General features: G+C 56.0%; 19 protein-coding genes and 1 pseudogene. 10 read left to right on the top strand and 10 right to left on the bottom strand.

Features of this window, described 5'->3' with window-relative positions:
- Positions 1 to 159: 159 nt before the first annotated feature.
- The 5 genes and pseudogenes from QEH54_RS17020 to QEH54_RS17040 all read left to right on the top strand — a co-directional run bounded on the left by QEH54_RS17020 (position 160) and on the right by QEH54_RS17040 (position 5,105).
- Positions 160 to 1,176 carry a BON domain-containing protein gene (locus QEH54_RS17020; protein WP_309019910.1) on the top strand — a complete coding sequence of 339 codons (1,017 nt, stop codon included), beginning with the start codon at positions 160 to 162 and terminating at the stop codon, positions 1,174 to 1,176.
- A 49-nt stretch (positions 1,177 to 1,225) separates the two neighbouring features.
- Positions 1,226 to 1,832, top strand: a pseudogene (locus tag QEH54_RS22930) (DUF3341 domain-containing protein).
- Between the two features lie 78 nt (positions 1,833 to 1,910).
- Positions 1,911 to 2,417, top strand: a complete 507-nt coding sequence (locus QEH54_RS17030) for a ferritin-like domain-containing protein (RefSeq protein WP_309019912.1) — start codon at positions 1,911 to 1,913, stop codon at positions 2,415 to 2,417.
- 118 nt (positions 2,418 to 2,535) lie between these two features.
- Positions 2,536 to 3,702, top strand: a complete 1,167-nt coding sequence (locus QEH54_RS17035; protein WP_309019913.1) for an endonuclease/exonuclease/phosphatase family protein — start codon at positions 2,536 to 2,538, stop codon at positions 3,700 to 3,702.
- 200 nt (positions 3,703 to 3,902) lie between these two features.
- A complete protein-coding gene (locus QEH54_RS17040; RefSeq protein WP_309019914.1) occupies positions 3,903 to 5,105 on the top strand; it encodes an FAD-dependent oxidoreductase in 1,203 nt (400 codons plus the stop codon).
- A gap of 127 nt (positions 5,106 to 5,232) precedes the next feature.
- Here QEH54_RS17040 and QEH54_RS17045 read toward each other — a convergent pair whose 3' ends face one another.
- The 9 genes from QEH54_RS17045 to QEH54_RS17085 all read right to left on the bottom strand — a co-directional run bounded on the left by QEH54_RS17045 (position 5,233) and on the right by QEH54_RS17085 (position 14,520).
- Positions 5,233 to 5,787: a redoxin domain-containing protein gene (locus QEH54_RS17045; RefSeq protein ID WP_309019915.1), complete on the bottom strand. Its 555-nt coding sequence runs from the start codon at positions 5,785 to 5,787 to the stop codon at positions 5,233 to 5,235.
- 16 nt (positions 5,788 to 5,803) lie between these two features.
- Positions 5,804 to 6,493 (bottom strand): type 1 glutamine amidotransferase domain-containing protein, encoded by a 690-nt coding sequence (locus QEH54_RS17050; RefSeq protein ID WP_309019916.1) that lies wholly within the window; start codon positions 6,491 to 6,493, stop codon positions 5,804 to 5,806.
- Between the two features lie 7 nt (positions 6,494 to 6,500).
- Positions 6,501 to 7,547: an NADP-dependent oxidoreductase gene (locus tag QEH54_RS17055; protein WP_345785671.1), complete on the bottom strand. Its 1,047-nt coding sequence runs from the start codon at positions 7,545 to 7,547 to the stop codon at positions 6,501 to 6,503.
- Between the two features lie 57 nt (positions 7,548 to 7,604).
- Positions 7,605 to 7,886 (bottom strand): DUF2934 domain-containing protein, encoded by a 282-nt coding sequence (locus tag QEH54_RS17060; RefSeq protein WP_309019918.1) that lies wholly within the window; start codon positions 7,884 to 7,886, stop codon positions 7,605 to 7,607.
- 467 nt (positions 7,887 to 8,353) lie between these two features.
- Entirely contained in the window at positions 8,354 to 9,532 is a 1,179-nt protein-coding gene (locus QEH54_RS17065; RefSeq protein ID WP_309019919.1) for a HAMP domain-containing sensor histidine kinase, read from the bottom strand.
- 123 nt (positions 9,533 to 9,655) lie between these two features.
- Positions 9,656 to 10,315 (bottom strand): hemolysin III family protein, encoded by a 660-nt coding sequence (locus QEH54_RS17070; RefSeq protein WP_309019920.1) that lies wholly within the window; start codon positions 10,313 to 10,315, stop codon positions 9,656 to 9,658.
- 101 nt (positions 10,316 to 10,416) lie between these two features.
- Positions 10,417 to 11,889, bottom strand: a complete 1,473-nt coding sequence (locus QEH54_RS17075; protein WP_309019921.1) for a glycoside hydrolase family 130 protein — start codon at positions 11,887 to 11,889, stop codon at positions 10,417 to 10,419.
- The gene (locus QEH54_RS17080) at positions 11,886 to 14,204 is read right to left on the bottom strand and encodes a glycosyltransferase family 4 protein (protein ID WP_309019922.1); all 2,319 of its coding nucleotides are present in this window, start codon (positions 14,202 to 14,204) and stop codon (positions 11,886 to 11,888) included. The genes QEH54_RS17075 and QEH54_RS17080 overlap by 4 nt, the downstream gene beginning before the upstream one ends.
- A 4-nt stretch (positions 14,205 to 14,208) precedes the next feature.
- Complete coding sequence (locus QEH54_RS17085; RefSeq protein ID WP_309019923.1) at positions 14,209 to 14,520, bottom strand: HPF/RaiA family ribosome-associated protein; 312 nt, start codon at positions 14,518 to 14,520, stop codon at positions 14,209 to 14,211.
- Positions 14,521 to 14,840: 320 nt separating this feature from the next.
- Here QEH54_RS17085 and QEH54_RS17090 point away from each other — a divergent pair, with 320 nt between their 5' ends.
- The 5 genes from QEH54_RS17090 (at position 14,841) to QEH54_RS17110 (ending at position 22,026) form a co-directional block, all read left to right on the top strand.
- The gene (locus tag QEH54_RS17090) at positions 14,841 to 15,122 is read left to right on the top strand and encodes a hypothetical protein (RefSeq protein ID WP_309019924.1); all 282 of its coding nucleotides are present in this window, start codon (positions 14,841 to 14,843) and stop codon (positions 15,120 to 15,122) included.
- A gap of 1,513 nt (positions 15,123 to 16,635) precedes the next feature.
- Positions 16,636 to 17,166, top strand: coding sequence for an AraC family transcriptional regulator (locus QEH54_RS17095; protein ID WP_309019925.1), 531 nt, complete (start codon positions 16,636 to 16,638; stop codon positions 17,164 to 17,166).
- A 64-nt stretch (positions 17,167 to 17,230) separates the two neighbouring features.
- Complete coding sequence (locus tag QEH54_RS17100) at positions 17,231 to 19,699, top strand: copper-translocating P-type ATPase (RefSeq protein ID WP_309019926.1); 2,469 nt, start codon at positions 17,231 to 17,233, stop codon at positions 19,697 to 19,699.
- A gap of 263 nt (positions 19,700 to 19,962) precedes the next feature.
- Positions 19,963 to 20,544 (top strand): cupredoxin domain-containing protein, encoded by a 582-nt coding sequence (locus QEH54_RS17105; protein ID WP_309019927.1) that lies wholly within the window; start codon positions 19,963 to 19,965, stop codon positions 20,542 to 20,544.
- 129 nt (positions 20,545 to 20,673) lie between these two features.
- On the top strand, positions 20,674 to 22,026 hold the full coding sequence (locus QEH54_RS17110; RefSeq protein ID WP_309019928.1) for an APC family permease: 1,353 nt from the start codon (positions 20,674 to 20,676) through the stop codon (positions 22,024 to 22,026).
- A 1,167-nt stretch (positions 22,027 to 23,193) separates the two neighbouring features.
- Here QEH54_RS17110 and QEH54_RS17115 read toward each other — a convergent pair.
- A complete protein-coding gene (locus QEH54_RS17115; protein ID WP_309019929.1) occupies positions 23,194 to 25,464 on the bottom strand; it encodes an FG-GAP-like repeat-containing protein in 2,271 nt (756 codons plus the stop codon).
- Positions 25,465 to 25,815 lie beyond the last annotated feature (351 nt).

Genomic DNA, 25,815 nt, shown 5'->3' on the forward strand with positions numbered 1-25,815 from the left:
TAACCCATATTTTATGTGGATTTCTCATGTTAGAGTGGAAGCCGGTAGTGAACAGGTTCCGTAAAGATCTGGTTATCCAATATGGAACCAAAACGGGCATTTCACTTCGCCGCGTGACCTATGAGATTGTCATAATAAATCCAACATATAACATATAAGATGAAAATAAAATATACAATACAAACGCTGGCCATCGCATCGCTGGCGATAGCCATCAATCCGATCATGGCCGGCGATAAAACGTCCGCTGTTCCCGGTGATCAATCGTGGTCCTCCGGATCCGGGGGAGATGTAGCCAGAGTCTCTGAGGATTATTTGGATCAAATTTCGACCGCAAAAAATATTCTTGGTTCTTCCGTTTACGACGGGGCAGGAGAAAAGATTGGCGATGTTAAAGATATCAGTCTGGGGTATAAACTCCATTCCGTGGCTGGTCTCCAAGGCAATGACAAGTCGGGCAAGCGTTCTTCCGATAGTGCCATCGATAGCAACAAGAACCACCTAGAAGACAGCAACTCCCGTTATGCCACCAACGAGAATGCCAATAACAGACCTGGCTCCTATGTATTTATTTCCGTTGGTGGACTGATGGGAATTGGCGACGATGTAGTCCGTGTGCCCATGAGCAGCCTGACGCGTAGCGCTGAAGACAAGGACCATTTAGTCCTTCAAGGATACTCAAAAGAAAACATTGTAGCTATCGCAGAACAGGAAGCGGGGGATTTCGACGCTAGTGACTACGAGTATGATCGCGAGCGTTCCACCTATTCTCGTACCGATCGGTCGAATTTTGGGCGTGATGAATTAACCCGGAATCAACGGACGGACCGATTGAACAACGGGGAGAAAGCCAACGCTGTGACGTCGGATGCGGACAACACCGACCGCAATTTACGCGACCGGAACGACCGGACCCTCACCCCAATGGATCAGGGCAACAGCAAGGCGGATACCGCCACTACGGCTTCCATCCGCAAAGAGATCAACGCGACCCAAAACCCATCTATAAATGGCAAAAACGTGAAAGTCATCACCAAGGACGGCAAAGTCACTTTGCGGGGACCCGTTAACAGCGCTGAAGAGAAACGGTTGATCGGAGAGATCGCCAACCGGATTGCCCGCGCCGCGAATGTGGACAACCAACTGGAAGTGGCAGTAGCCACCAGCAGTATCTAAATCGAAAAATCCGCAAAGAAACCAAATCAATTTAACCAAAGAAAATTGCATGTCTAAAAAGTCAGTATTCTGTATCGCCACCTCCCGCCAGCAGGCGGATCGTATTGTCGATCAACTCAGGTCGGCGAACTTCTCGAACAACGACATCTCCGTGTTGTTTCCCGACAAGGGGACCACCCGCGATTTCGCGCACGAGAAAAACACTAAGGCCCCAGAAGGCGCCGCTGCCGGAGCCGGCGCAGGCGGCGTCGTGGGCGGCGCGTTGGGTTGGATCGTGGGCATAGGCGCCCTGGCCATTCCGGGGGTCGGGCCCTTCATTGCCGCAGGGTCCGATCATGGCCGCCCTCGGTGGCGCGGCCCTCGGCGCGACAGCAGGTGGAATCACCGGCGGACTGATTGGCTTGGGCATCCCCGAGCTGGAGGCCAAGCAATATGAGGGCAAGGTCAAGGCCGGCAATATCTTGCTCTCCGTTCACACTGAAGACTCGGATGAAATTGACCGAGCCAAAGATATCTTCAAATCCGCCGGGGCCGAAGACATATCCACCACCGGCGAATCGTCCGTGCCCGGGCACGACGAACCGGACGGATCTGACGTCGCCCAGTCCTCGAGTTCGCCCGAGCCAAGCGTCTCTACCGCGCCCAAGTACAGTTGACCAAAACATCCCCCTCCTAGTCGGTAAGCCCGGCCGAGGGGGATTTTTCAAACACTTCAATGACTAATAAAAGAAATCATGAAAACACTTGAGAATCTATTTCTGGACGAACTAGCCGACATCTATGACGCCGAAAAACGCATTGTGAAAGCACTGCCCAAAGTGACCAAGGCTACCACTTGCGAACATCTTCGTGGTGCCTTTCAAACGCATTTGAAGGAAACCGAAGGCCACGTGGAGAAACTCGAAGAGGTCTTCGCCTGCTTCGACAAAAAGGCGCGGGGAAAAACGTGCGAGGCCACCGTCGGTCTGTTGAAGGAATGCGACGACATCGCGGCGGAATACAAAGGCTCGCCAGCCGTCAATGCCGCCCTCATTGCGGCTACTCAAAAGGTGGAACATTACGAGATAGCCACCTACGGCTGCCTGCACGAATGGGCCGAATTGCTTGGCAGCAAGAAAGCCGCCTCTCTACTCAAGAGCATTCTGAAAGAGGAAAAAGCCGCAAACAAGTCACTCAACGAACTCGCGCACTCCAAGTGCAACGCTGAGGCAATTAGCGAACCGGCAGGCGCAGGGCGTTGAGGTTTCTTGGCGCGCGGTGGGAGAATCGGCGGGATGGAAAGCCTCGATTATCGGGCTAGCCTTCTCGCTCTCCTCCATCGGGTGCTCAACGGACGCCGCCGCCCAGTGAACCTGTCAGATGAACTCCTTTGAAGTAGTGAACGCCCTCCTGTATTTTTGCCGCCTCATTGCGGGCTTGCTCTCATTGGTGTTGGTCATCGCGACCGTTATACCATTGATTCGTAGCGACTCCTGGTGGATACGCATTTTGGATTTTCCACGTATCCAGATTGCCGTACTGATGGGGTTGACGTTGGCTGGATACGTTGCGCTGCGATTTTTTGGGTCAATGCACCCTTGGGAATACACGCTTCCCGCGTTGCTTGGATTGGGCTTGGTCTGGCAGCTGTATTGCATTATTCCTTACACGGCGCTTTATCCCCGCGAAATGGCTGGAAGCCTTGCCGAGAAGGACTCTAATCGCATATCACTCCTAGTCTTCAACGTGCTCTCCGATAACCGCCAAGTGGACGCGCTGCGCGATATCATTCGCGACAATGATCCCGACGTTATCTTGCTAAACGAACCGACCCAGTGGTGGCTTGAACAGCTCGACGGCTTGGAAAAGGATTATCCTTACACGCTACTTCAGCCTCAGGAGAATCAATACGGGATGTTGCTTTACTCCAGACTGGAAATGGAAAATCAGGAGATCCGGTTTTTGATCGAGCCGGAGATTCCGTCGATTCGCGCGCAAGTACGGCTCCGGTCGGGAACCGTCATAACCTTCTATTGTTTGCATCCTCGCCCGCCCGGTCTCAAACGTTCCGACGAAGCGAAGGACAACGGAACCGAAGAACAAGCGGGTGAGGACGAAAACGGCGAGCGCGAAGATTCCGATATGCGTGACGCCGAGTTGATAACGGTAGGCAAAGAGATCAACAAACTCGGAAACGTACCCGTCATTGTCGCAGGCGATTTCAACGACGTGGCCTGGTCGCACACCACGCATCTTTTTCAGCGGATCGGAGGATTGATCGACCCGCGGGTGGGCCGGGGCTACTTCAACACCTTTGACACCAGGAGCCGCCTCATGCGCTATCCTCTCGATCACGTGTTCGCGTCCGAGCATTTTCTCCTCGTTGAGCTGCGGCGCCTTCCGGACATCGGATCCGACCATTTTCCCATGCTCGCGGTTTTCGACTATGATCCCGCCGCTTCCGTTGTGAACGAAGAACCCGAGCCGGACGCCGGTGATAAAAAGGAAGCCGCGAAGGCCATCGAAGAAGGGAAGTCTGATGAATAGCGAGGCACCGCTGGACTTGATTGGCCTAAAAGGTCCGCACTCCAAGAGAGTCAGGATTGCGGAGGATTTATTCTCATCCCGAGCTTAACGCTCGCTAGGGTAACTCTCAATGGCGATTTAGCGACGTATCCACGAACCTAGGACAAGTGGAAAATCACCACCTCAGTCCTTGCCGAGTTCGCTATCGAAAAACCACTGCAATGGATCTGATTTCCGACCACCCTTTCTGGCCGCTCAATAGCGGTCTCATTCGATCTTATCCCTCGCTCAAGACGAACCTGAAATGTGAGGTTCTTGTCCTGGGAGCCGGAATCACGGGAGCGCTGTGCGCTTATCATCTGGCCAAAGCAGGAGTGGATGTTGCTGTTTTGGACAAGCGCGATGTGGCCAGCGGCAGCACCAGCGCGAGCACGGCGATGCTTCAATACGAGATCGACACGCCGCTGACCGAATTGATCGAACGCATGGGCAAAGCCGATGCCGAACGGGCCTATCAGGTATGTCTGGAGAGCATCGGCAAGATCGCAACCCTGTGCGACGAGATCGGCGACCCGTGCGGATTTACCTGGAAATCGAGTGTCTATTTGGCTTCACGGCAGAAAGACGTGCCAGACCTGCAGGCGGAGTATGCGGCTCGCCGGGCGGCGGGAATCGAGCTGGACTTTCTCTCGCAGGCGGATGTAGAGGCGCGTTTTTCCTTTTCCCGTCCCGCCGCTCTGCTCTCGATGGTGGCGGCCGAAGTCGATGTTTACCGGCTCACGCACCGCCTCCTTCAGCGCGCGCAGGAGATGGGTAGCCGAATCTTCGACCGCACGGCGATGAAGTCTTATAAGGTAAGCCCAAAGGGCGTGACCGCAACCACGGAGACCGTTGAGACCGTGCGAGCGAAATGGATCGTCTTCGCCACCGGTTACGAAGTCGTGGAGCTTCTCAAGCGTGACATCGTCAACTTGAATTCCTCGTTCGCCTTCGTCAGCGAACCCATCGAGGCCTTTACTGGCTGGTGGGAAACGTGCCTTCTCTGGGAGACGGCGCGTCCTTATTTCTACATGCGGACTACGGTGGATGGACGGGCGATCGTAGGCGGTGAGGACGCAAACTACCGGGACCCCATTCGCCGGGATGCCAGTGTTAGAAAAAAGGCCGCGAAGCTGGAAAAACGATTCCGCGAGATGTTTCCGGCGATCGATTTTGACCCCGCCTATGCCTGGGCGGGCACCTTCGGGGAGACAAAGGATGGTTTGGCCTATATCGGTTCTGTTCCCGAATTGCCGCGTTGCTTTTTCACTCTCGGTTTCGGGAGTAACGGTATCTCCTATAGCGTTATCGCCGCCGAAATCGTCAGGGACGCCATTCAGGGAAAGAAGCATCCCGATGCCCGGCTCTTTCGTTTCGATCGGTGATGGCTTGGAGGGAGAAACACAGCTGACGTCCTGTCTTTACCAGGGGAATCGGCTCGCCGGATTTAACTGATTCATTTTTCGCCGTGTCGGTCGAGTGCGCTTCCTTTGCTCCTATCGAGGATCCTATTCAATTCGATATGGCCAGCGACCCTTCGAGTTTGGTTTCAATTGATTTCTCCCCTCTTGCGGGATAGTCCTCTTTGCGTATGAACTTCACGAACTCGATGACTTCGTTTATATTGGGACGACCCATCGGCATCGAGTTGTAGGCACCGTAATATATCGTATGATCAGGCTTGATCAGGAAAAGTCCTGGCTCTCCGAATACAGAGGGCTCTTCCTCCGCGATCGCGGACGATATATAAAGACCCCATTCATCCATCTGAGCAACGGTCATACCGTACCCCAGGTCGATGTCGTCGATCTTCCATTCGTCCCAACTCTTGCGGGCACGCTCTTCCGTGTCTCCGGAGGCGACAAAGACGGTGATGCCCTGCTTCGAGGCATCGCCAAGAAGGTCGTTTAGCTTCTCTAGATAGGTCTTGCAGATCGGGCAATGGTGGCCGCGATAAAAGATCAGCAATAGAAAGGTTTCCGGCCGCTGATTAGCGAGTGACCAATTGCCGCCTCCCATACGTGGAACTGTAAGACTTGGCGCTTTATCCTTAGGAATGAGTTTCATAGAGATTTGATGGTTGTTAATCATATTGTCGGTTTAGAAGCTTTAGCAGGGCCTTGGCGGCCGCTTCTGAGGAAGCGGGATTTTGTCCGGTTACGAGATTGCCATCGACGACCACATAGGAACCCCAATCCGGACCTTTTTCATAGAGCCCCCCATTGGCTTTGAGCAGGTCCTCGAGGAGAAAGGGAACGACTTTCGTAAGGCCAACGGCCTCTTCCTCCGTATTCGAAAATCCTGTCACGCGGCGGCCTGAGATCAACGACATTTCGTCGTCCGCTTTCGTGTGCTTAAAGATGGCCGGAGCGTGGCACACCGCGGCGATAGGACGACCCGCTGCGAAGCATTCTTTGATGATGCGCTGGCTGTCGGCGTTCTCCGCCAGATCCCATAGCGGACCATGCCCGCCTGGGTAAAAGACCGCGTCAAAGTCGTTGCTATCGATCTTCGCAAGCTTCGTCGTGGTTGCCAGCGCGCGCTGCGCCGCATCGTCTTTTTTGAAGCGCTTGGTGGCCTCGGTTTGCGCATCGGGCACGTCGCTCTGCGGATCGAGCGGCGGTTGCCCTCCGGCCGGGGATGCCAAGGTGATTTCGGCGCCGGCATCGAGAAGAACGTAGTAGGGAGCGGCAAACTCCTCCAGCCAGAAGCCGGTCTTTTTGCCGGTGTCGCCCAGCTTGTCGTGCGAAGTGAGAATGATGAGAACTTTCATGTGGTTATTATTTCGTTCTGGTGGAGGGGCCGACGCGGATAACGCATTTGCCGAAGTTGTCGCCCTTTAGCATACCGATGAAAGTGGCGGGCGCTTGTTCCAATCCATCCACGATTTCCTCGCGGTAGTGGATTTTACCTGACTTGAGCCATGCTCGCATTTCATCCGAGAATTCTGAATACAATGGCCCGAAGTCCTCGAAGATGATGAAGCCACGCAGGGTGATTCGTTTGCGTAGAATCTGACCCATCAGGTAGCTCAGTCGATCCGGACCTTCAGGAAGGCTGGTGGCGTTGTATTGCGAGACCAGGCCGCAAACGGGGATGCGGGCGCCGGTATTGAGTTGCGGCAGAACGGCGTCGAAGACCTTGCCACCAACGCTCTCGAAATAGATATCGATTCCATCGGGTGTCGCCGCAGCCAGCTCCTTGCTGAAGTTAGCGGAGTGGTGGTCCAGGCAAGCATCGAACCCAAGCGTCTTAAGCGCGTATTCACATTTCTCCGACCCGCCTGCGATGCCGACCACCGTGCATCCGAGAATTTTTCCAATCTGGCCGACCGTGGCCCCCACAGGTCCGGTCGCGGCGGCCACCACTAGCGTTTCCCCAGCTTTGGGCAGGCCAATTTTGGTGAGTCCGGCCCACGCCGTGAATCCCGGCATCCCAGACACGCCCAGGGCCCAGGACGGATGCTCCGGATCACTGCCAAGGGAAGTGACTCCTTCACCGTTTGATAAGGCGTAGTCTTGCCAGCCGTTTGCGCTGAGAACCCAATCCCCTTTCTTGAATCCATCGAGACTGGAAAGCTCCACCTGGGCAACGGTTCCTCCCACCATGACGTCGCCAATTTCGACCGGCGGGGCGTAGGACGGAACGTCGCTCATCCGGCCGCGCATGTAGGGATCGAGGGAAAGGAATTCCGTGCGCAATAGCATCTCGCCATCGCGAGGCGAAGGGACGTCTACTGTTTCGAGCTTCAAGGTGCGTTCCGTCGGCTCTCCTTTCGGTCGCTCCGCGAGAACGAAACGGCGGTTTGTAGTATGGGTTTGCTCCATATCAAAAGAGGTGGATTTCAATTTGATGAACTTGTTTAGGCCCGACGCGGGTCAGCCTTACGACGATTGCGGCTGGGGCCAGAGGGGCTTGCCCAGTTCGGCGGGCTTGGACTTGGGGGCCTCGTATTGCGCGACCTGCGGGGCGCGGGCACGTTCCTTCTTTGCCGCCGCTTGGTTGGCCGTTTTATCCGGCTCGGGGCTTGAAGGCAGATTTTTGCCCTCGCTCAAGTTCCGCTCTGCTTCGAGCCAGATTTCAGTGTCGTGCCCTTCGGGGCATCCTTGGCTACGCCAGAGTTGTTCGGCTTGCTGGGAGATTTCTTCGTGCGTGTGTGTATTCATAAGTTTAGTTGGATGGAGCTTGGAAGTGCCTGTAGTTAACGTAAGGATACGAGTTAGAGTAATAGGTACGCTTCGTTGAAATCTGGGCGTGGGGCGCACTCATTCGGCCAAATTATACCTTGTCTGCAGCCCCTTGGCTATGGGGCATTGCGCTACCTCGAGCATCTACCTCAAGGCCGGATCCAGATAGGGCGACAGGAAATGATCCGTCAGCTCGGCTACCGCGAATACCAAAAGTAGCAGTCGCGAAAAAGTGAAATAGTGTATCCAGAAAACCAAACTATAGACGCTCTCACATATCGCACCGCGACGCGCGAGCGGCAGGCGAATAGTGAGGCAATCCGTCAAGAATCTCGTGCTGAACAGACCGGGAGGTGCCTAACTCGGGGGTTGCGGTGGTATTGGCCGTGGCAATCGCTCGTATGCTGGGGGTTGTTGCTCGATCGCGTTTTCGCTTCCGCCGATCGCTAGGAGTCGAGCGCGTTGGGCAGATATGCGGTGAAGGTGGTGCCGGCGTCGTCGCAACGCGCCTCGACGCTGCCGCCGTGGGCCCGGGCGATTTCGGCCGCGATATACAGGCCGAGCCCGAGGCCCGATTTGGACCCGCTATGGCCGCCTCGAGCGAAGGGCGTGAACAGTTCTTTCAGGGTCTGGGGCGACATCGGTGGGCCTTGGTTGGTAATCGTGATGCGTATCGTGTTTCCCCCGCTGTCGAGCTTCACCTCTACGGGTGTTTCGAGGGGGCTATGCTTCAGGGCGTTGCCGATCAGGTTGGACAGCAATTGGCGAAAGCGAACCTCGTCGACGCGGGCTGAGAGATTCCCGACGCTGCGCAGAACGACTTGCCGGTTCGGATAGGCAACGCGTAGTTCGGAGACGGATATAGCGACCAAAAGCGACAGGTCTAAGGCGGGTCCCTTTGACAGTGGAATTCCCGAGCCGAGCTGACCTCGAGCGAAGTCGAGCACGTCCTCGATGAGACACGATATTTGTGTGCAGCTGTCGCGTATCACCTCGATCATGTCGGAGTGGCTGAGCGTCGTGTCCGATTGAGCGATGACTTCTGTGGCGCCCTTGATCCCGTTTAGCGGGCTTCGCAGATCGTGGCCCAGAACGGCGATGAACTCCTCTCGCGATTGGCTGTTGGCCCGCTCGCGCGTTAGCGTCGTCTTCAAAGTCAGAAACGTGTTTTCCTCACGGAGCTGGAGGGCGACGAGATTCGCCACGACAGTGAGGCAGGCGTCGATGCGCGGTTCGAGGGCGGCGGCATTGCCGTCGAAAGCGCAGATGGCTTCGGTAACGCTTCCGTTTGCTCGGAAGAGAGGAACGAGCAGGTAACTGCGGCGTTCGCTTCTACGTTCCGTGAGGTGAGACGGCAGCATATCCCTTGGCATCGATTCGCCGAAAACCGTTGCCCACGAATCACCGTTTGTTCCGAAGCTCGTCTGGCCTAGTCTCAAGGTGTCGCCTGGAGATATGCCGATCTGTTCGCACTCGTGCGCGGCGTAGGCTCTCCATTCGTTCTCGGTTTTGCGGGCGATCAGCGCCGCGTTCATGCCGGTGAGCTCGCACACCAGTTTCAGCAGCGAATGCAGCGCGTCAGCGCGACTCGAAGGTCGTTCTATTTTTGATTTTCCCAATTGCATTGGCAGAGTGGATTTCGGATTCCGTGCGTCGGGAGCCGAATCTAGACCAGCGAGAGAAAAACCTCTATGGGGTTTTACCCGCCTGCCGGTGTTAGATTCCTTAGGGGACCGTAGTTCGGCTGCCTATATTGCCGCCTCGCCTCCGGCTCCGAAGCTGACGGGCGAATTGACGTAGAATATAATGGCCCAGAAGTGACTGATGCTGCCAGCGAGGACGAAGAGATGCCAGATGCCATGGAAGTGGCGTATCCGATGAGAGAATACGTAGAAGATGACGCCGACGGAGTACAGTGAACCTCCTAGGATTAGCCAGAAAACACCAGCGCCGGGCAGAACTGCGAGTAGCGGATTGATGGCGACGAGGATCAGCCAGCCCATGAAAAGATAGATGGCGACGGATGGGGCGCGGCTTTTGGCAATTGGGCGAAGTTCCAAGGCGATTCCAATTAGGGCAAGTAACCAGACAGAGCCAAAGAGCGACCAGCCCCAAGGGCCGCGCAGCGCCACCAGCGTGAAAGGGGTGTAGGTGCCGGCGATTAGAAGGTAGATCGAAATGTGGTCGACGGTTTGGAACAGGTTTTTGGCGGGTCCGGCGTTGAGGCTATGGTAGAGCGCCGAAGCGGTGTAGAGAAGCAGCAAGGTAACGCCGTAGACACTGAAACTGACGATCTTCCAAGGGTCTCCTTGCAGGGAGGCGAACGTAACCAAAACGGCGAGGCCGCACAGCGCCAGGGCGGCGCCGATGATATGAGTGATGCTGTTGAATCGTTCTCCTGTTTCCATTGTTTTGGATACCCGTGTGATTGTAGACCGCTTTCTGACGCGAACGTTTAGTGGGACTGGACGGCGAAGCCTGCGGTATTTTTCAAGGGACGACTCGACTGCTATTCCGGGACATGGCCTTGGCGGAGGGCCGCTATCAGCGCGTCGAGAGGCACGCTGGCGAAGGCGGTGTTGCGGTCGCTGGCAGCGTAGGGGACGATGAGATGGCCTTGGTGGACAAGCGAGCCGCAGCTGTAGACGACGTTCGGGACGTAGCCTTCGCGCTCCATGCCTTCGGCGCAGAGGAGGGGTTGGGTTAGTCGGCCGATGATAATGGTGGGATCGTCGAGGTCGAAAAGGGCGACTCCGATGCAGTACTTCCGCATAGCCCCCACGCCGTGAGTGATCACCAGCCATCCGTCCTCCGTTTCGATCGGGGAGCCGCAGTTGCCAATCTTGACGGATTCCCAGGGTTCGGCGGGGCGCAAAAGGACTTCGGGGTCGTTCCAGTAGTGGAGATTGTCGGAGAACATGATGAGAATGTTCTCGTCGTCCTGGCGTGAAAGCATGGCGTAGAGGCCGTTGATACGACGCGGGAAGAGGGCCATGCCTTTGTTCTGCACGGCGTTGCCGTTGAGGGTGAGGACGCGGAAGTTCAGGAAATCCTCGGTCTCGAGCAGCATGGGCAGAATGGCCCGTCCGTTGAAGGCGGTGTAGGTGGCGTAGTACATTTCGGAACCGTCGTCTTCGACGAAGCGCACGAAGCGCGCGTCCTCGATGCCGTTGCTTTCGTTGGAGGTGGACGGGAATATGATGCGCTCGCTCATGCTGAGCTCCTTGGGGAAGCTCAGCTCGTAGTTGGAATCCGCTAGCCATTGGATGCACTCGAGCGTGCGCGTCAGTTCGTGCGAGCTTGGTTGGTTTTCGTGGCGGACGGTACCGACGATCTCGTTCAGTTCGCTCAAGGTGAATTCGTCCGCGAGCGGTTCCAAGATCGACTCGGCGTGCCTGTTGTAGTAGCCCATCTCGCGAAGTTTGAGGACGAAGCAGTTTTTGAGATAGCGAGGATTGATGGAGATCTTCGAAGCGGCGACGAAGCGCGACGCTGTATCCAAATTGATTTTACAGTCGGAGCTGATTGTCCCGGTCCGGAATTCAATGGACGAGATGTGACCTTCGCCGGTTGCTCGTAGACTCATGACGAAATGCAGTGACCCTTCAGGTAGGCCCTCCTGGTTTGGATGGGGAACGATCGAGGGATTGAAGAGAGCGGCGGACTCGAGGGCGTATTCTCCCGAGAAGTACGCTCCTATGAGAATCTTTCTCGCATAAGAGATTTGGTGTTTCTCGGGAATATGTAGCTGCACCTTCTTGAAGACCTCGAGCAGGGAGGCTTCGATATCGTAGTGCCGACCGTCGAAGTTGTTGTGAAACTCGTGCTTCTCGCGCTTAACCTCGTCTTCACTGAGAGCGAGCACACGCCGTATGATATTCGAAATGCTTTGAGGAGCGCTCGGAATGAAGGAGCGAATGATGACGCGCAAACTGTCTGGAGTGAGCGTGAGGGGGTGTCGGCGGACGGGGAGCGCGTTCATACGGACAAATGGGGGCTGAGCGTGACGAAGTGTTGGGCGTTGTTCATTTCCGCTAGGGCTAGGTGAAACGCCAAGGTGGATTCGGCGCCCTGGTTGTGGTTCACGCGGTCTGGATGGAGTCCATCGCAGCAACCCCCGGTGGCGGAGTCGTACAAGGGGAGGCCAAGGTCGTTGCGGCCTAGAAACCACTCAAAGATTCGATGGGCTTCTCGGGACCATGATTCCTCTTGGGTGACGCGATAGGCGACGAGGGTGGCGGAAATCATGGCAAGGGCTTCGACGGGTTGCTGGTCAAATTCTGCCCGGGCTCCGTCCTTTTTATAGAAGCCGTTGCTGCCGATTGGGCGAAAATATCCACCCGGTGTGGATTGAATGGATACGAGCCAGCGGAGCGACTTCAGACCGATTTCGAGCGCCTGTGGTTCGGGAGTCGAGTATCCGCTTAGGATGAGGGCTTGGGCGAGCCGGGCGTTGTCGTAGGTGACATTCGATTCGAACCAAGGCCAATCCGGAGTGGAGCACCGTTGCCAGATATCGACCAGCTTTTCGGTTAGAGTCGTTCTGGCGTTCAGCGCGTAGTCCGCGTCGCTTAGGGTTGGCAAGAGCTCCTCGATACCCAAGAGAGCGAATGCCCAGGCGCGTGGGGAGGAGAACTGCAGCGTCGGCGGCAGGGCCCGTTCGAAGCATTCGGCGCAAAGCCTACGATGCCCGAGGTCCTTGGAGCGGCTGGCTCCGACTCCCATCGCCCAAAGGCTGCGGGCGTGACTGTCCTCGGCTCCGGCCTTTTCGAGCCAATTCCGCGTGTGGCTCATGAAATTCCGGAAGCGGCCGGACTTCGTATCCAATGCAGCTGACAAAAAGGCGAGATACACGGTAGCCAGTCTATTGGTCGTTTTGAGCGTGGTCTCGTTTCCGTGCTCGGCGAGCAGATTGCACAGGATGTAGGCGCGGGCGTTATCGTCGGCGCAATAGCCTTCGTCGAAATTCGGCACGTTGTAGGTTGCGTGCTGAAAGATCCCAGTGCCGTCGCTCATGCGGTCGATGTGGTCGAGGCGCAACGGCGGCAGATCGTATTGCCGGTTGGCCAGGGTCCAGCCCGCGAAAGCGGTCCGCGGGCTGGTTTTGCGGTCGGAGAGGGCGTGCTGAAACGAGTCGAGGTAGCGTTCCGCGACGGCGGGCCAAATCATGGAGCGCCCTTGCTGGTAGGCGGCGCGGCGTGTCTTCTCATGGAGGTCCGGATCCTCGAGATAGTCGCAGGCCGCCTTTGCGATCGCGCTTGGGTCGCCGAACGGGACCAATGCGCCCCGCCCGTCGGCCAACAGTTCCTGAGCGTGCCAATAGGGCGTGGACACGACCGCCTTTCCCGCTCCGTAAACATAGGCCAAAGTGCCGGAGGTTATCTGGTCCATGTTTGAATAGGGAGTCAGGTAGATGTCGGCGGCGCCGATGAATTCCGCCAGATCCTCAGGTGAAACGAAGCGATTATAAAAGATGACATGCTCCTTCATGTCTAGATCGGCCGCCAATCGTTCCAGTCTGAGCCGGTAGGTTTCGCCTTCGGCCTCGACCAAATGCGGATGGGTGGCTCCAAGAATCAAATACACGACATTTGGGTGGCGCTTTGCGATCTCCGGCAAGGCCTTGATGGCGTGCTCGATGCCTTTGCCCGGTCCCAGAAGCCCGAAGGTGAGCAAGACCTGGCGGCCCTGGACGCCGAACTGCACTTTGAAGCTTTCGGAATCGGCGAACGGGGTATCGGGAATCCCGTGTGGAATGATGTCTATCTTGTCGTTGGAGATCCCATACGTTTCGTTGAGGATCCGAGCGCCCATTTGCGCCATGACAACAAGCCGGTCCGAGCGCTTTGCTAGCTCGTCCATGACTCTACGTTGGGCGGGGTTCGGCGTTTGGAGGATGGTGTGCAAGGTGCTCACCACCGGCATGCGAACCTCTTTCAGGAGGGCGAGCAGATGGCTGCCAGCCGGTCCGCCGTAGATGCCGAACTCGTGCTGCACGCAGAGGATATCCGCGTTGTTGAAATTGAGGTAGTCGGCGGCCCGGCGATAGGAATCGAGATCCTTTTCCGAGATCTCGAAGCGGACGCGCTCTGGATAGTCGTAGCGTTCGCTGCGGTCGTTCACCGCGCCCGCGTAGCAGGTCGCTGACGGCAGGGCGGCGCTGACGGCTTCGCAGGCGTCGCGGGTGAAGGTCGCGATGCCGCATCGCCGAGGCTCGAAACCTCCCACGAAAGCGATGCGTCGCAGTTTATTGGATACGTTATAAGGATTGCGCGATTGGCTCGCTCGCATCTGCATCGCGCTAGTGTTGGTGGCTACGGTCGATGAGATGGCCGATCGCTTTTTTCAGCTTTTCCGCGGCCCCGGCGATGGCCTGATGGCTTGTTTCGGCCTCGTCGCTGACCGCGATGGGCCGGTGGCGTTCGAGACGGGCTTCCATCAGGCAGCGCTTGTCCTGTCCGCCTTTCTCGCTGTTTTCGTCGCTGAGGTGAACCTCCACGCGGGTGACATGCTCGGTCAGGTGCCCCAGCGTCGATTCCACAACTGAGGTAATATGCTCGGCCATGGTCTCGCGTCCATCGATGTTGTGACCTGTATTGACTTGGATTTTCATAGGTAATGGAGCGACGCTGCCTGCGCTTACTCAGCGTGCCTTGCGTCGAGTCGATCGGGGATCGTAGCCGATTTACAACGCGTGGACGATGGGGTCTTTCCCGACTTTGGAACGCGACAAGACGTGGCCGCAGGGATGTTTGGCGGATAGCGACCATGTCGTGGCCAGGGCGAAAGAAGGGGACGTAACGCTATCTGGCGCGACCTCGACGGACGTTTCCGTTCACTATGGCGTCGTGACATTGAGCGGCACCGAGCGATAGCGAGGCCCAGAAGGAGCTGACCGACATTTACGCCAAGGAGATCGACTGGGTGAAGTCCGTGCAGAACGATATCGCGATTAAGGAAAAGTTTGAAAACGACGAAAAGGTAGCTGCCATCATGGAGGACGCCTCGATAACGGCGCAGGTCAAGTATTCGCTGTTCAACCACAAATCGACCCGTGCCATGAAGACCTCGGTATCGACAATCGATCGCGGGGTGGTGATCGGCTGCGTGGCAAAGTCTGACGCGGTGAAGTCGCTCGTCGGCAAGCTGGCCAAGGACATTCGCGGCGCTATTCCAACCTGCTTTTGGTTTCAAACCTTCTGGTTTCAAGCCTGAGTGTTGGGTGTTGAATGAAAGGGGGTTGAGGGACGAGAGGATGTAGAAATGAGAGAGGCCTGGTTTTCGCGAAGGGAAGGCCTTTACTTGAGATTGCGCTTTGATCGCGACTTGGGGGCTGTTCTCTATCCCTAATTTCTTTGAGGTTTTAACGTATTGGAATATTTGTGAAAACCCAAAACACGAACCATGATGATCAATCGTATCCAAGGAATAGCTATCGGTTGCTGCAATAGCACGAGTTCATGAGAGTCTCCCCACTTGGACATTTCAAATTTTCCCTCGAGAAGTTTGAGAACTACGAGCCCATCCCAATCCTCTTTAGACAATTTTGAAATGAGATTGTTTGAGGCATTTCGATTGCCTTCGAAGTGTCCGACCTCCAATTTTTCGGGAAGTTTTGGGTTTGCTAAATTTCCCTTCCAAAACTCGCAACCTTCACGTAAACAACGAAATACAGAGAAGTCAGAAACGAAAAACAGCGGAAAATTAGAGGGGTGAATCCCTCCTTCTCCGCCATAACGTGCTGATTAACAGGTTTTTATTAGGATTCGATTGTGTGTCTCCATTTTTTGGATATTTACACAAGACGTTGATTTTTAAATAGTTAATTGGAAACGTACGAGCGGTGATTGTAGCTACGTGGCAATTCGCTGCTTCGGTTCTGAGCCCGTGGATGAAATCAGGAGCAATCGCATTTAGTTTTCGATTCTCACGAGATTTAATCGTTTCCTCGTTTCAGCGTGAGCTCTGCCTCACCTGCCGAAAATCCACTCGGTACTTAAGAATGCGATGAAGATGATGGCGGCGGCTCGGGTAGTCCGATAGGGCAAGCTTGCGGTCTAATTCATGGTTCCGACGAACAGCTCGCTGCCGGATGCCTTGTTCACTGGCATTGATTCCCCGGTAACGGAGAATTCGTTATCTCAGGCTCCCTAAGGAGCTGCGGCGTGTTTAGGTTGGTTGGTTGCCAGGCGCAGGTTAAGGTCGAAGCCGTTTGTTCCGACGAGCTCAAGAACAGGGTAGCGCAAATGGTATTGGATGCCGCATGCTCCGGCGATTGAAGAGATAGCAATGTGTTTTGGGATACAACAGGTGAAGCTTGGCTCCTTGAGACGAAAATGCCGCTAGCCGGAAGATCCTTAGCTCTGCGTACTCTTGATAGTGACTCCACGTGAGAATCCCTTTTGAGAGAGGTAACATGCTATCGGAAAAAGTATGTATCCGTTTTCGTTCCGGGTTTTCAAAGACCTAAGTAGTTATGAAGCATGGAATATTACATCTGTTTGGCTGTCTTGTCCCGATAGCGCTGATCTTTGTCCTGCCGTCGTTTGGCGTCAGTTCAGGAGTGACCTACACGCTGTTTCTCGTGATCATGTTCGCTTGCCATCTACTTATGATGGGCGGTCATTCCCATGGTGGACATGAAGACTCTGATGTGACAGGATCGGGTGAAATGAAATCTCACGGGAAAGGAGACTAAGGGGCATTGGAAACGATCCACTTAAAGAACATGGTTTGTCGCCGATGCATCGATGTCGTGCGAACGACTGCGCTTGATTTGGGGCTCACGGTCGAGAACGTTCGAATGGGCCAGGCGACCTTCCCGAAGAAGTTGACTCCCCAGGAGCGAGCAGCATTCCTGAGGGGAATCAAACAGCATGGATTCGATTTGCTCGAGACGCGGCAGTCGAAAACAGTGGAGGCGATCAAGCGTCTGCTGTTGGATCGAGCGAGTAATCGCGGGAGCGGTCTCGGTGAGAATCTGTCGAGTTATCTGTCGCGAGAGTTGAAATATGAATACGGTCATTTGAGCAAAGTATTCTCGAAGTCTCAAGGGGTGACGATCGAACGGTTCTTCACTTTGCAGAGACTGGATCGAGTTAAGGAGCTGCTTGCTTACGACGAGCAATCGATCACAGAAATTGCCAGCGAGCTCGGCTTCAGTAGCTCCGCTCATCTCTCGGCGACCTTCAAGAAGGAGACGGGGATGACCCCACGCGAATTTCGGAAAATCGCAGCGAAGTCGCGGAAGATGCCATGATTTTGAAAGTTTTTCCCGGCGCTTTGAAAGCAATGCAAAGGGCAAAACTGATAGTCTAACGTCTATGAAACACCATCCTGGAAGCCGCTCTCATCCAAAGGCGGATTCGAATCACCACCATTGCCATCATGATCACGAACCTGTGTCCGAAAAGCAGCAACACCAAGAAACTGGTAGTCATGGACACGAGCAGGGCGCGAGCTCGCAAGACAGCAAGGCGGTAGGAAGCTCGTCGGAGAATCACAGTTGCTGCCACCACCATGAGCACACACATGGCGAAGACGTGAAGCCATCGGCGAGCGCCAAGTACTATTGCCCCATGTGTTCGGGCGTCGAATCCGACAAGCCAGGCGACTGCCCGAAATGCGGCATGAGCTTGGAGCGGAATCCGTCGTATAAGGCTCGGAAAAAAACGATCTGGACATGTCCGATGCACCCGGAAGTACAGCAGGATCATCCGGGCGAATGCCCGAAGTGCGGCATGGATTTGGAGCCGATGGGCATCCCGGGCGACGATGAGGAGGAAGACGACAGCGAGATTCGCGATCTGAAGCGCAAGACGGTATGGGCTGCGATTCTGACGCTTCCAGTTCTCTTGCTTGCTTTCGACAGCATGATTCCGGGGTTCTCCTTTGAGAGTGTCCTGTCTCCGCGGATACAGGGGTGGCTAGAACTCGCTTTCGCCTCTCCAGTCATTCTGTGGGCAGGTGGCATGTTTTTCGCTCGTGGATGGCGTTCGCTGGTCAATCGCAGCCTCAATATGTTCACCTTGATCATGCTGGGCGTTGGCGCGGCCTATCTTTACAGTGTGACCGCGGTCTTGGCTCCGCAACTTTTCCCCGACTCTTTCCGCATGCATGGTGAGGTCGCTCTCTACTTCGAGGCTGGAGCGGTGATCACGGTTTTGATCCTTTTCGGTCAATGGCTGGAGGCGCGAGCGCGTCGCCAGACGGGGAAAGCGATCCAGAGTCTGCTCGATCTCGCAGCGAAGACCGCCCACCGTCTGAAGGAAGACGGCGACGAAGAGGAAGTGGAAATCGACCGTATCCAAAAAGGGGATCATCTTCGAGTGCGACCTGGAGAGAAGATCCCGTTGGACGGTTCGATCTTGGAGGGGAAAAGCTCTATCGACGAGTCGATGATCACGGGCGAGCCGGTTCCGGTAGAAAAGACTGTAGGTGACAAAGTGATCGGCGCGACGGTCAACCAGACTGGCAGTTTTGTGATGGAGGCCGAAGCGGTGGGCGAAGAGACGATGCTTTCACGCATCGTCGGTATGGTCGCGGATGCTCAGCGTAGCCGGGCACCGATCCAAAAGCTGGCGGATTTGGTAGCTGGATATTTCGTTCCGGCGGTTGTTCTAGTGGCCCTTGTCGCGTTCGGCATTTGGGCGCTGTTCGGCCCATCTCCCGCAATGGCCTACGCCATTGTAGTGGCGGTTTCAGTACTGATCATCGCTTGCCCGTGCGCTCTTGGTCTAGCGACGCCTATGTCCATAATGGTCGGGGTTGGGAAAGGTGCCCAAAACGGCATCCTCGTCAAGAATGCGGAAGCGATCGAACGGGCTGAGAAGGTCACACACCTGATTACCGACAAAACTGGAACGCTCACGGAAGGAAAGCCCACTGTAGTTGAACTGTTGGCGCATGGTGACGTTTCAGGGAACGAGTTGTTGCGCTTGGCTGCTGCGGTTGAATCCCAATCGGAACACCCGCTAGCCCGCTCGGTCGTGGAAAAGGCCAAGTCGAAGAGCTTGGATATTTCGAAAGTCGACGACTTCGAAAGCACCACGGGCGGCGGTGTGCAGGCTCGGTTAGAAGGAGATCTGATTCGAGTTGGGAAGCGAGCGTTCATCGAAGCCGAAGGAATCGAGATTCCTCAATCTCTCGTGGAAAAAGCGGAGCAACTGCAGTCCAAAGCCAATACCATCATCTGGGCGGCAAAGGGCGGCAGCCTGCTTGGTTTGATCGCCATCGCGGATCCGATCAAGAAGTCCTCCAAAGAGGCAATCGAGTCGCTTCACAAGCTCGGCATCTCGGTCGTCATGTGCACCGGAGACAACCCACGAACGGCCAAGGCGGTCGCGTCCGAGCTTGGCATCGATACCGTCCATGCGGAAGTTTCCCCCGAAGACAAGCAGCGCATCGTAACGGAACTGCAAGCCAAGGGGTATCGCGTAGCCATGGCGGGCGACGGCATCAACGACGCGCCCGCCCTCGCTGCCGCTGATGTGGGGATAGCGATGGGCACGGGAACGGACGTGGCTATCGAGAGCGCTGGCTTGACGCTCGTTAAGGGCGATTTGCGAGGCATCGTGGGCGGATTGCGGCTGAGCCGGGCCGTTATGCGAAACATCCGCCAGAATCTGTTCTTCGCCTTTGTCTACAACGCGGTCGGTGTTCCCGTAGCGGCGGGAATACTGTATCCAATCTTTGGAGTGTTGCTCAGCCCGATGATCGCGGGCGCGGCTATGGCGCTGAGCTCGGTGTCGGTTGTTTCCAACGCCTTGCGGCTACGACGTGTATCGTTTTGATCGAATCGTTGAATTGCTGGGTGCATTGGGACCGTTGCATATTGCGGTTTCGATGGGAATGGGATCAAAGAAGACTATCATCCAAGCGGACGCAGGGTTGGTTTGTCTCAAGACTTCACGAGTCCGGGAACGAGCTGCAGTGCCCTTTAACTTCAGTCATGGGGTTCGGACTAGGACCTTCTCTGCGCGGATACATAGAATTGTGGCGCAGCCCATGCGACAACGCTTTGTTGAATCAAAACCGAATAGAGAAAGGGGCGCGTATGAACTTGATCAACTGGAAGCTGATTTCTTTGTCTGCTTTAGCCGCAACGACGTCGCTGCTGATTGCTGGTTGCAACGGCCACGATTCGGAAAGCGCTCACGAGCATGGCGTGCAACATTCGAACGGACACATGCGCGAAGGCGGTCACATGGATGGTGCCGACCCCATGCAGCGTGACAGCGAAACGGACAGTGGAGAGCATGCGCATCAGAGTGAAATGGCGTATCAGAATAGTGGGCACAGGGACCAGGAGATGGTCCCGCACGGAACCTCCGAAGCTCAAGGCCCTGACGGTGCTCGCCGCATCGAGATCACGGCAACGGACTATGCGTTCGCCCCGGCAGATGTAAAAGCGGAACCGGGAGAGAGGTTGTATATCGCAGTCGAAAACGCTGGAAAGACGGTGCACATGTGGCAACTGCGAAACCACCCGGAAACGCATGTCCATGTCGAGCCAGGCGAGAGGTCGGGAAGGGTGATCGTGGCTCCGCAATCTCCTGGAGAGTACGAAATCTTTTGCGGCACGCCGGAGCATGCTGATCGCGGCATGGTCGGGACTTTGATCGTCGAGAACGGTTGATGGCTATTGTGGCTAAAGTTGAGCGTTTGTCGGCGCTGAGTCGGTGTCTGAGTGCTTTGAGGAAGACGGAAGAGCTCTGCGGATGAACTTTGCGGATTCATCGGGGGGTCTTGAGCGGATAGCGTACTTATGGACGATGGAAACAAGGATTCGGGGGAGCGGAAAAGCTCTCTAAGCCTTTTGGGCGCGGTCTCCATGGGGACAGGCGTGATGATTGGCGCGGGGATCTTCGCGCTGACCGGTCAGATCGCCGAGTTGGCGGGGAGCTGGTTCCCCTTGGCCTTCTTGGTCGCAGCGGTCATCGCGGGCTTCAGCGCCTACAGCTACGCGAAAATGGCTCAGAAGTACCCGTCGGCGGGCGGGATCGCGATGTTTCTGAAGAAGGCGTACGGACGAGGCCTAATGACGGGCGCCTGCGCTTTGCTAATGTACTTCTCTATGGTCATCAACGAGAGCCTTGTCGCTCGTACCTTCGGAACTTACGTGTTGCGAGCCTTCGACGCGTCCGGGATGGAGTGGCTGATTCCCGCGCTCGGGGTCGGACTGCTCTTGTTCGCGTTTCTTGTTAACATCCTGAGTAACCGGTTCATTGAGACGGTTTCTTTCGCCGCAGCGTTTGTCAAAATCGCGGGCCTAGCGATTTTGGCAATCGGCGGACTTTGGGCCACGGGCTGGTCGTTTGAAAGCTTGGCTGGCGATTCGCAAGGCAGCTCGGGAATCGCTGGCTTTCTTGGAGCCGTGGCGCTCGGAATCCTCGGCTATAAGGGGTTCACGACCATTACGAATAGCGGTGGCGAGCTAAAGGACGCCGAAAGGAACGTGGGCCGGGCGATCGCTATTTCGATTTCCCTCTGCGCCGTTCTTTATCTGGTCGTCGCTCTGGCGGTTGGATCGAATCTCTCGGTGCAAGAAATCATCGCGGCGAAGGACTACTCGCTCGCGGAAGCGGCCCGTCCCGCGTTTGGCGACGTTGGGGTCTGGTCCACCGTGGGCTTTGCCATTGTCGCTACGGTATCTGGCGTAATCGCGAGCGTATTCGCGGTGTCGCGCATGCTGGCCATGCTAACCTCGATGCAGCTCGTTCCGCACCGGCATTTCAACCTGCCTGGAAATCTGCAACGTCATACTCTGATCTACACGGTAGCGATGGCGATGCTGCTTACCGTCTTCTTCGACCTCAGTCGCATCGCGTCACTGGGTGCTGTTTTTTACATCGTAATGGATATTTGCATACATTGGGGAGTTTTCAGGCATTTGCGGGACGAGGTCGACGCGAAGAGCTGGATTCTGATTTCGGCGATCATTCTCGATCTTGTTGTTTTGGGAGCTTTCCTCTGGGTAAAAGCCCAATCGGACATTTTGGTCGTTTGGGTATCGCTGATCGGCTTAGCGATGGTGTTCGCCGCAGAGAAATGGTTTCTCAAGCTGCACGAGTACGACGAAGACGATCCACGCTACTCGACTAGCCATGGCGACGGATGACTGTGCCTGAGGCGCCGTGAACGCCGTGTGACTCAGAGTCAGACAAAAGATTCCTTCATCTTTGGCTGAGGGGTTCGGCGGTGGCTTGCGTTGAAGCGAGTACCGATGGCTTTTCGACCTCGCACCCCTTCACCAAGCTGCGTTCGACCGCTCTCGCTATTGGCGGGATTTGCGGTGCCGATAATACGATCTCGTGGCTTCGCGGACCAGTTGTCCTCTATCGAGGGATTGCTTAAATCAGTGTCTAGGCCGCCGATCTACATCAGCTCGACGCGTTCAAATAGCTTTGCGAGGCCGGAACCAAGCGAATTGAACGGGCCCTCAAAGAGCTGCATGATTATTTCGAATGTCCTTTAAGATTGGGAAATGAGGATTATGGGCGAGTTCACGAAATCGACGGGAGGGCGCGAGCCGTTTCCCAAGCACACTTTAAACTTTGATCACATCATGGGAACGAGAACAATATCCAGTCTGCCGATCCTCGTCGCCCAGCATCGTCCTTCCCGCGCTGAAGCGCGAGCAGCAGGATGAGCAAGACTGTGAGGACTGGAAAGTTCACGACAAAAAAAGCATCTAGATCGAGCTTTCAGGGCGTAAGTAGTGTCTGTCTCGTTGCAGGGGTCAGTTTAAGTTTCACGACTCTTCGGGTGAGGCTGGGAGGTCTACGTTTGCCAAAAAAAATGCCCAGACTCCAATTTCCTTGGGGAGACATGGGTATGGGGAATTTCGCTAGAAGAATTCTCAACTTGCACGTAAACAAAGAGATAAAGAGAAATTAGAAATGAAATACAGCGGAAAATTAGGGCTTCGAATCCCTCCTCCTTTCTTATTCATGAGTGAAGACGTCGCCGTGGTAGTGGCGTTTTTTGTGTTTACGTGGAGGCGGGGATGAGGGCACCCGGAGGGGAGTTCGACGCAAGGAGCGAAGCGACTGGAGATGGGCAACACTTAAGCGTTGGGGCGAAGCACTGAGCTCAGCGTATCAATCCCTTTCCTCTCCGCTTTGCATGAGTGTCGCCTTTTGCGGCTCGGTACTCCGCCATTTGGGAATGGTGGATTCTGAGTGGTGAAGGGTGAATTCGCGAAGTGGCTTTTCTTGGGATGGGAAGTTCGCAAGGGGGCTAAGGTGGGCTCTTGTTCGGCTCACAGGGAATCTAGAAAGGGGCCTTAGTGGTGATGGTGGTGGCTTTGGTGAGCTGCGGGAGAGGGCCAGGAGAAGCTTTTTTGCGGAAGCACTTGGGGCGTGGGCGAGTCCTCTCTGATATGATAGGCTCGGTCTAGCTGGAGTGAATTGACGACTTGGGTCTTTCCGCTGGCGGGCCAGTCGATTTCTATTCGAAGCAGCGAGGCAGCATCGCCGAGGCCGATATCTAGCAGGAACGGGGAGGCCCCGAAACTGCCTCCGCTACTGACGACGCGATGGATTTCGCGAGGACCGTCCTGGGTGTCCACCACCGCTTTCACGCGGGCTCCGAGGGCTATGCGGTTGGAGGTGACGCCTTCCAGTCTCAGTTTCAGCCAATGGTTCTGGTGCCCGGGATTGGCGAAGAGCTGGTTGTGGTAGTTGTCGCCCGAGAAGGCGCCTCCTACGACGGAGTAGATGTCTTGAGCTCCGTCTTGGTTGAGATCTCCGAAGGCGATGCCGTGCCCTTTTTGCAGCTGCCCGAAGCCGCCGGAAGTCGTGACCTCCAGGAAGGAGCGGGCGGCGTCGTTGCGGAACATGCGATTTGGGATGATGGTGCCGAGATGCGGATCGCCGGTTCCTACATAGAAATCGAGCCAGCCGTCGCTGTCGATGTCGCCAAAGTTGCAGCCCATAGCGTGGAGAACCTTGTAGAGACCTTTTGCTCGAGTGACGTCGCTGAAGGTACCGTCTCCATTGTTCTGATACAAGCGAGCGCGTTCGCCGGCGTGCGGGGTTCCCAGGTAGTCCGCTAGCACGTCGCCGGCGTCCGTGATGGAGTAGCCGGTGACGAAGATGTCGAGCCATCCATCGTTGTTGTAGTCGAAGAACCAGCAAGGAAAGCTGCTGTTCGGCTCGGTGACGCCGGCTTGTTCGGCCACGTCGGCGAAGGTGTACGGGGCGAGAGGATCGGCGGAGCCGTCGGCAGGTCCATCGTTGCGCAGGAGGCGGTTTGGGCCGACGAGAGAGGATAGGTAGAGATCGGGGCGTCCGTCGTTATTGAAGTCTCCGCTGACCACGCCTTTTATCCAGTCCTTGATGTCCAGGCCGTGTTCGGCGGCGCATTCCGTGAAGGTGCCGTCGCCGTTGTTGCGATAGAGTTCGCATGGATCGGCCGCTCCTGATTCGGGCACGGTTTCGTTTCCAATGAAGATATCGAGCCATCCGTCGTTGTTGAAATCAAACCAGGTGGCGGTTTGGGTGGGGTGGAAGCTGAGCAAGCCGGATTGCTCGGTGACGTCGGTGAAGGTATTGTCGCCGTTGTTGCGCAAGAGGGAGTTGGGGAATCGCCCGTCTTTTCCCAGCCAGCCTTCGCGCAAGACGAGCACGTCTACTAGGCCGTCGTTGTCGTAGTCGCCCGGCGTCATGTTGAGACCTCCTGTGAGGCCGGAGAGCCATGCTTGATCGGTCAGTTCCGAGAAGGAGCCGTCGCCGTTGTTGCGGAAGTAGCGGAGTTGTCGGCCCTCGCCCCAGGAGGAGGCCAGCAGATCGAGGTAGCCGTCCTGGTCGAAATCCTCCATGACGACGCCGCCGGAAAGGTCGTCCACATCGAGCCCCAGTGGACCCGCCACGTCGGGAAAACGAGCGATCTGCTGTTCGGACTGAATCTTTTCGGGAGGCAAACGCCAGGATGCGGGCACTTGGTCGGGGTACTCTCCGAGCGTCATGTAGGCGATATTGAGTAGCCAGATGGCGTAGGGAGTGGGCTCTATTTCGAGCAGCTGCTCGAGTTTTTCGATCGCTTTGCGCGAGCCAAACTCGCGACTGTGCACGCCCCCGTCTTTGATGGGAAAGAGGCATGAGTCGGCGTTGTGGTTGTGCAGGCAGTTCTCCTGTTCCCCCAGCCGCAGGTAGCAGAGGGCCTCAATCTTCAGGATTTCCGCGACCATTTGGGGATTCGGCCTCATGCCCATCGCGGAAACGGCTTCGCGGAAGGCCTGAAACTCTGCGATAGCTCCTTGGGAGTCGCCGCTATTGAGCAGCGCCATGGCGTACGGGGGCCTGAGGCTCAGGGCGACTCTCTGGTTGGGCGCTTGCTCGATCCTCTCGCGAAAGAACGATATGGCCTGGTCTGGGACGAACATGATGACCGAGGGATCGACTTCGCGATCGAGCGAGGCAAGTCGCTCCACCATGCGGAGAGTGCTCTCCGGTTGCGTATTTGCGTAACCGGGAATGAGAGTCGCTATGGCTAGGGACGCGGCGAAAAGCAGCCGTGCCGCCATAGTGGGCAGGGAAAGGGCGAAGGCGTTCATCTGTCGGAATTGGGGAGTGATTGGCGATCGCTACGGTTTGGCACCCGGAAAGGATGGGCTTTCTCGGAAGGGCCTTACAAGGAAATTTAGGAAATGGCGCATTGGGGGCGCCTGCGTATGGACCGAAGGCCGAGAATCTGGCGGTTGTTCTCACATAGGAGTCGCATGAGCGTTCGGGATCTGCAGATGAGTGCGGGCAATTCAGCCTAAAGGGTTAAAAAAGGAAGGGTTAAAAAAGGGGTTAAAAAAGGGGTCAATCCAATACTCTTGACGGATGGGCTGTTTGGGTGGACGCTTTTTTGCATGGCTAGGAAAGTCAGGTTCGAGCGGGCTGGAGGCTTGTATCATGTG

Source organism: Pelagicoccus sp. SDUM812003 (assembly GCF_031127815.1).
Taxonomy (GTDB): domain Bacteria; phylum Verrucomicrobiota; class Verrucomicrobiia; order Opitutales; family Opitutaceae; genus Pelagicoccus.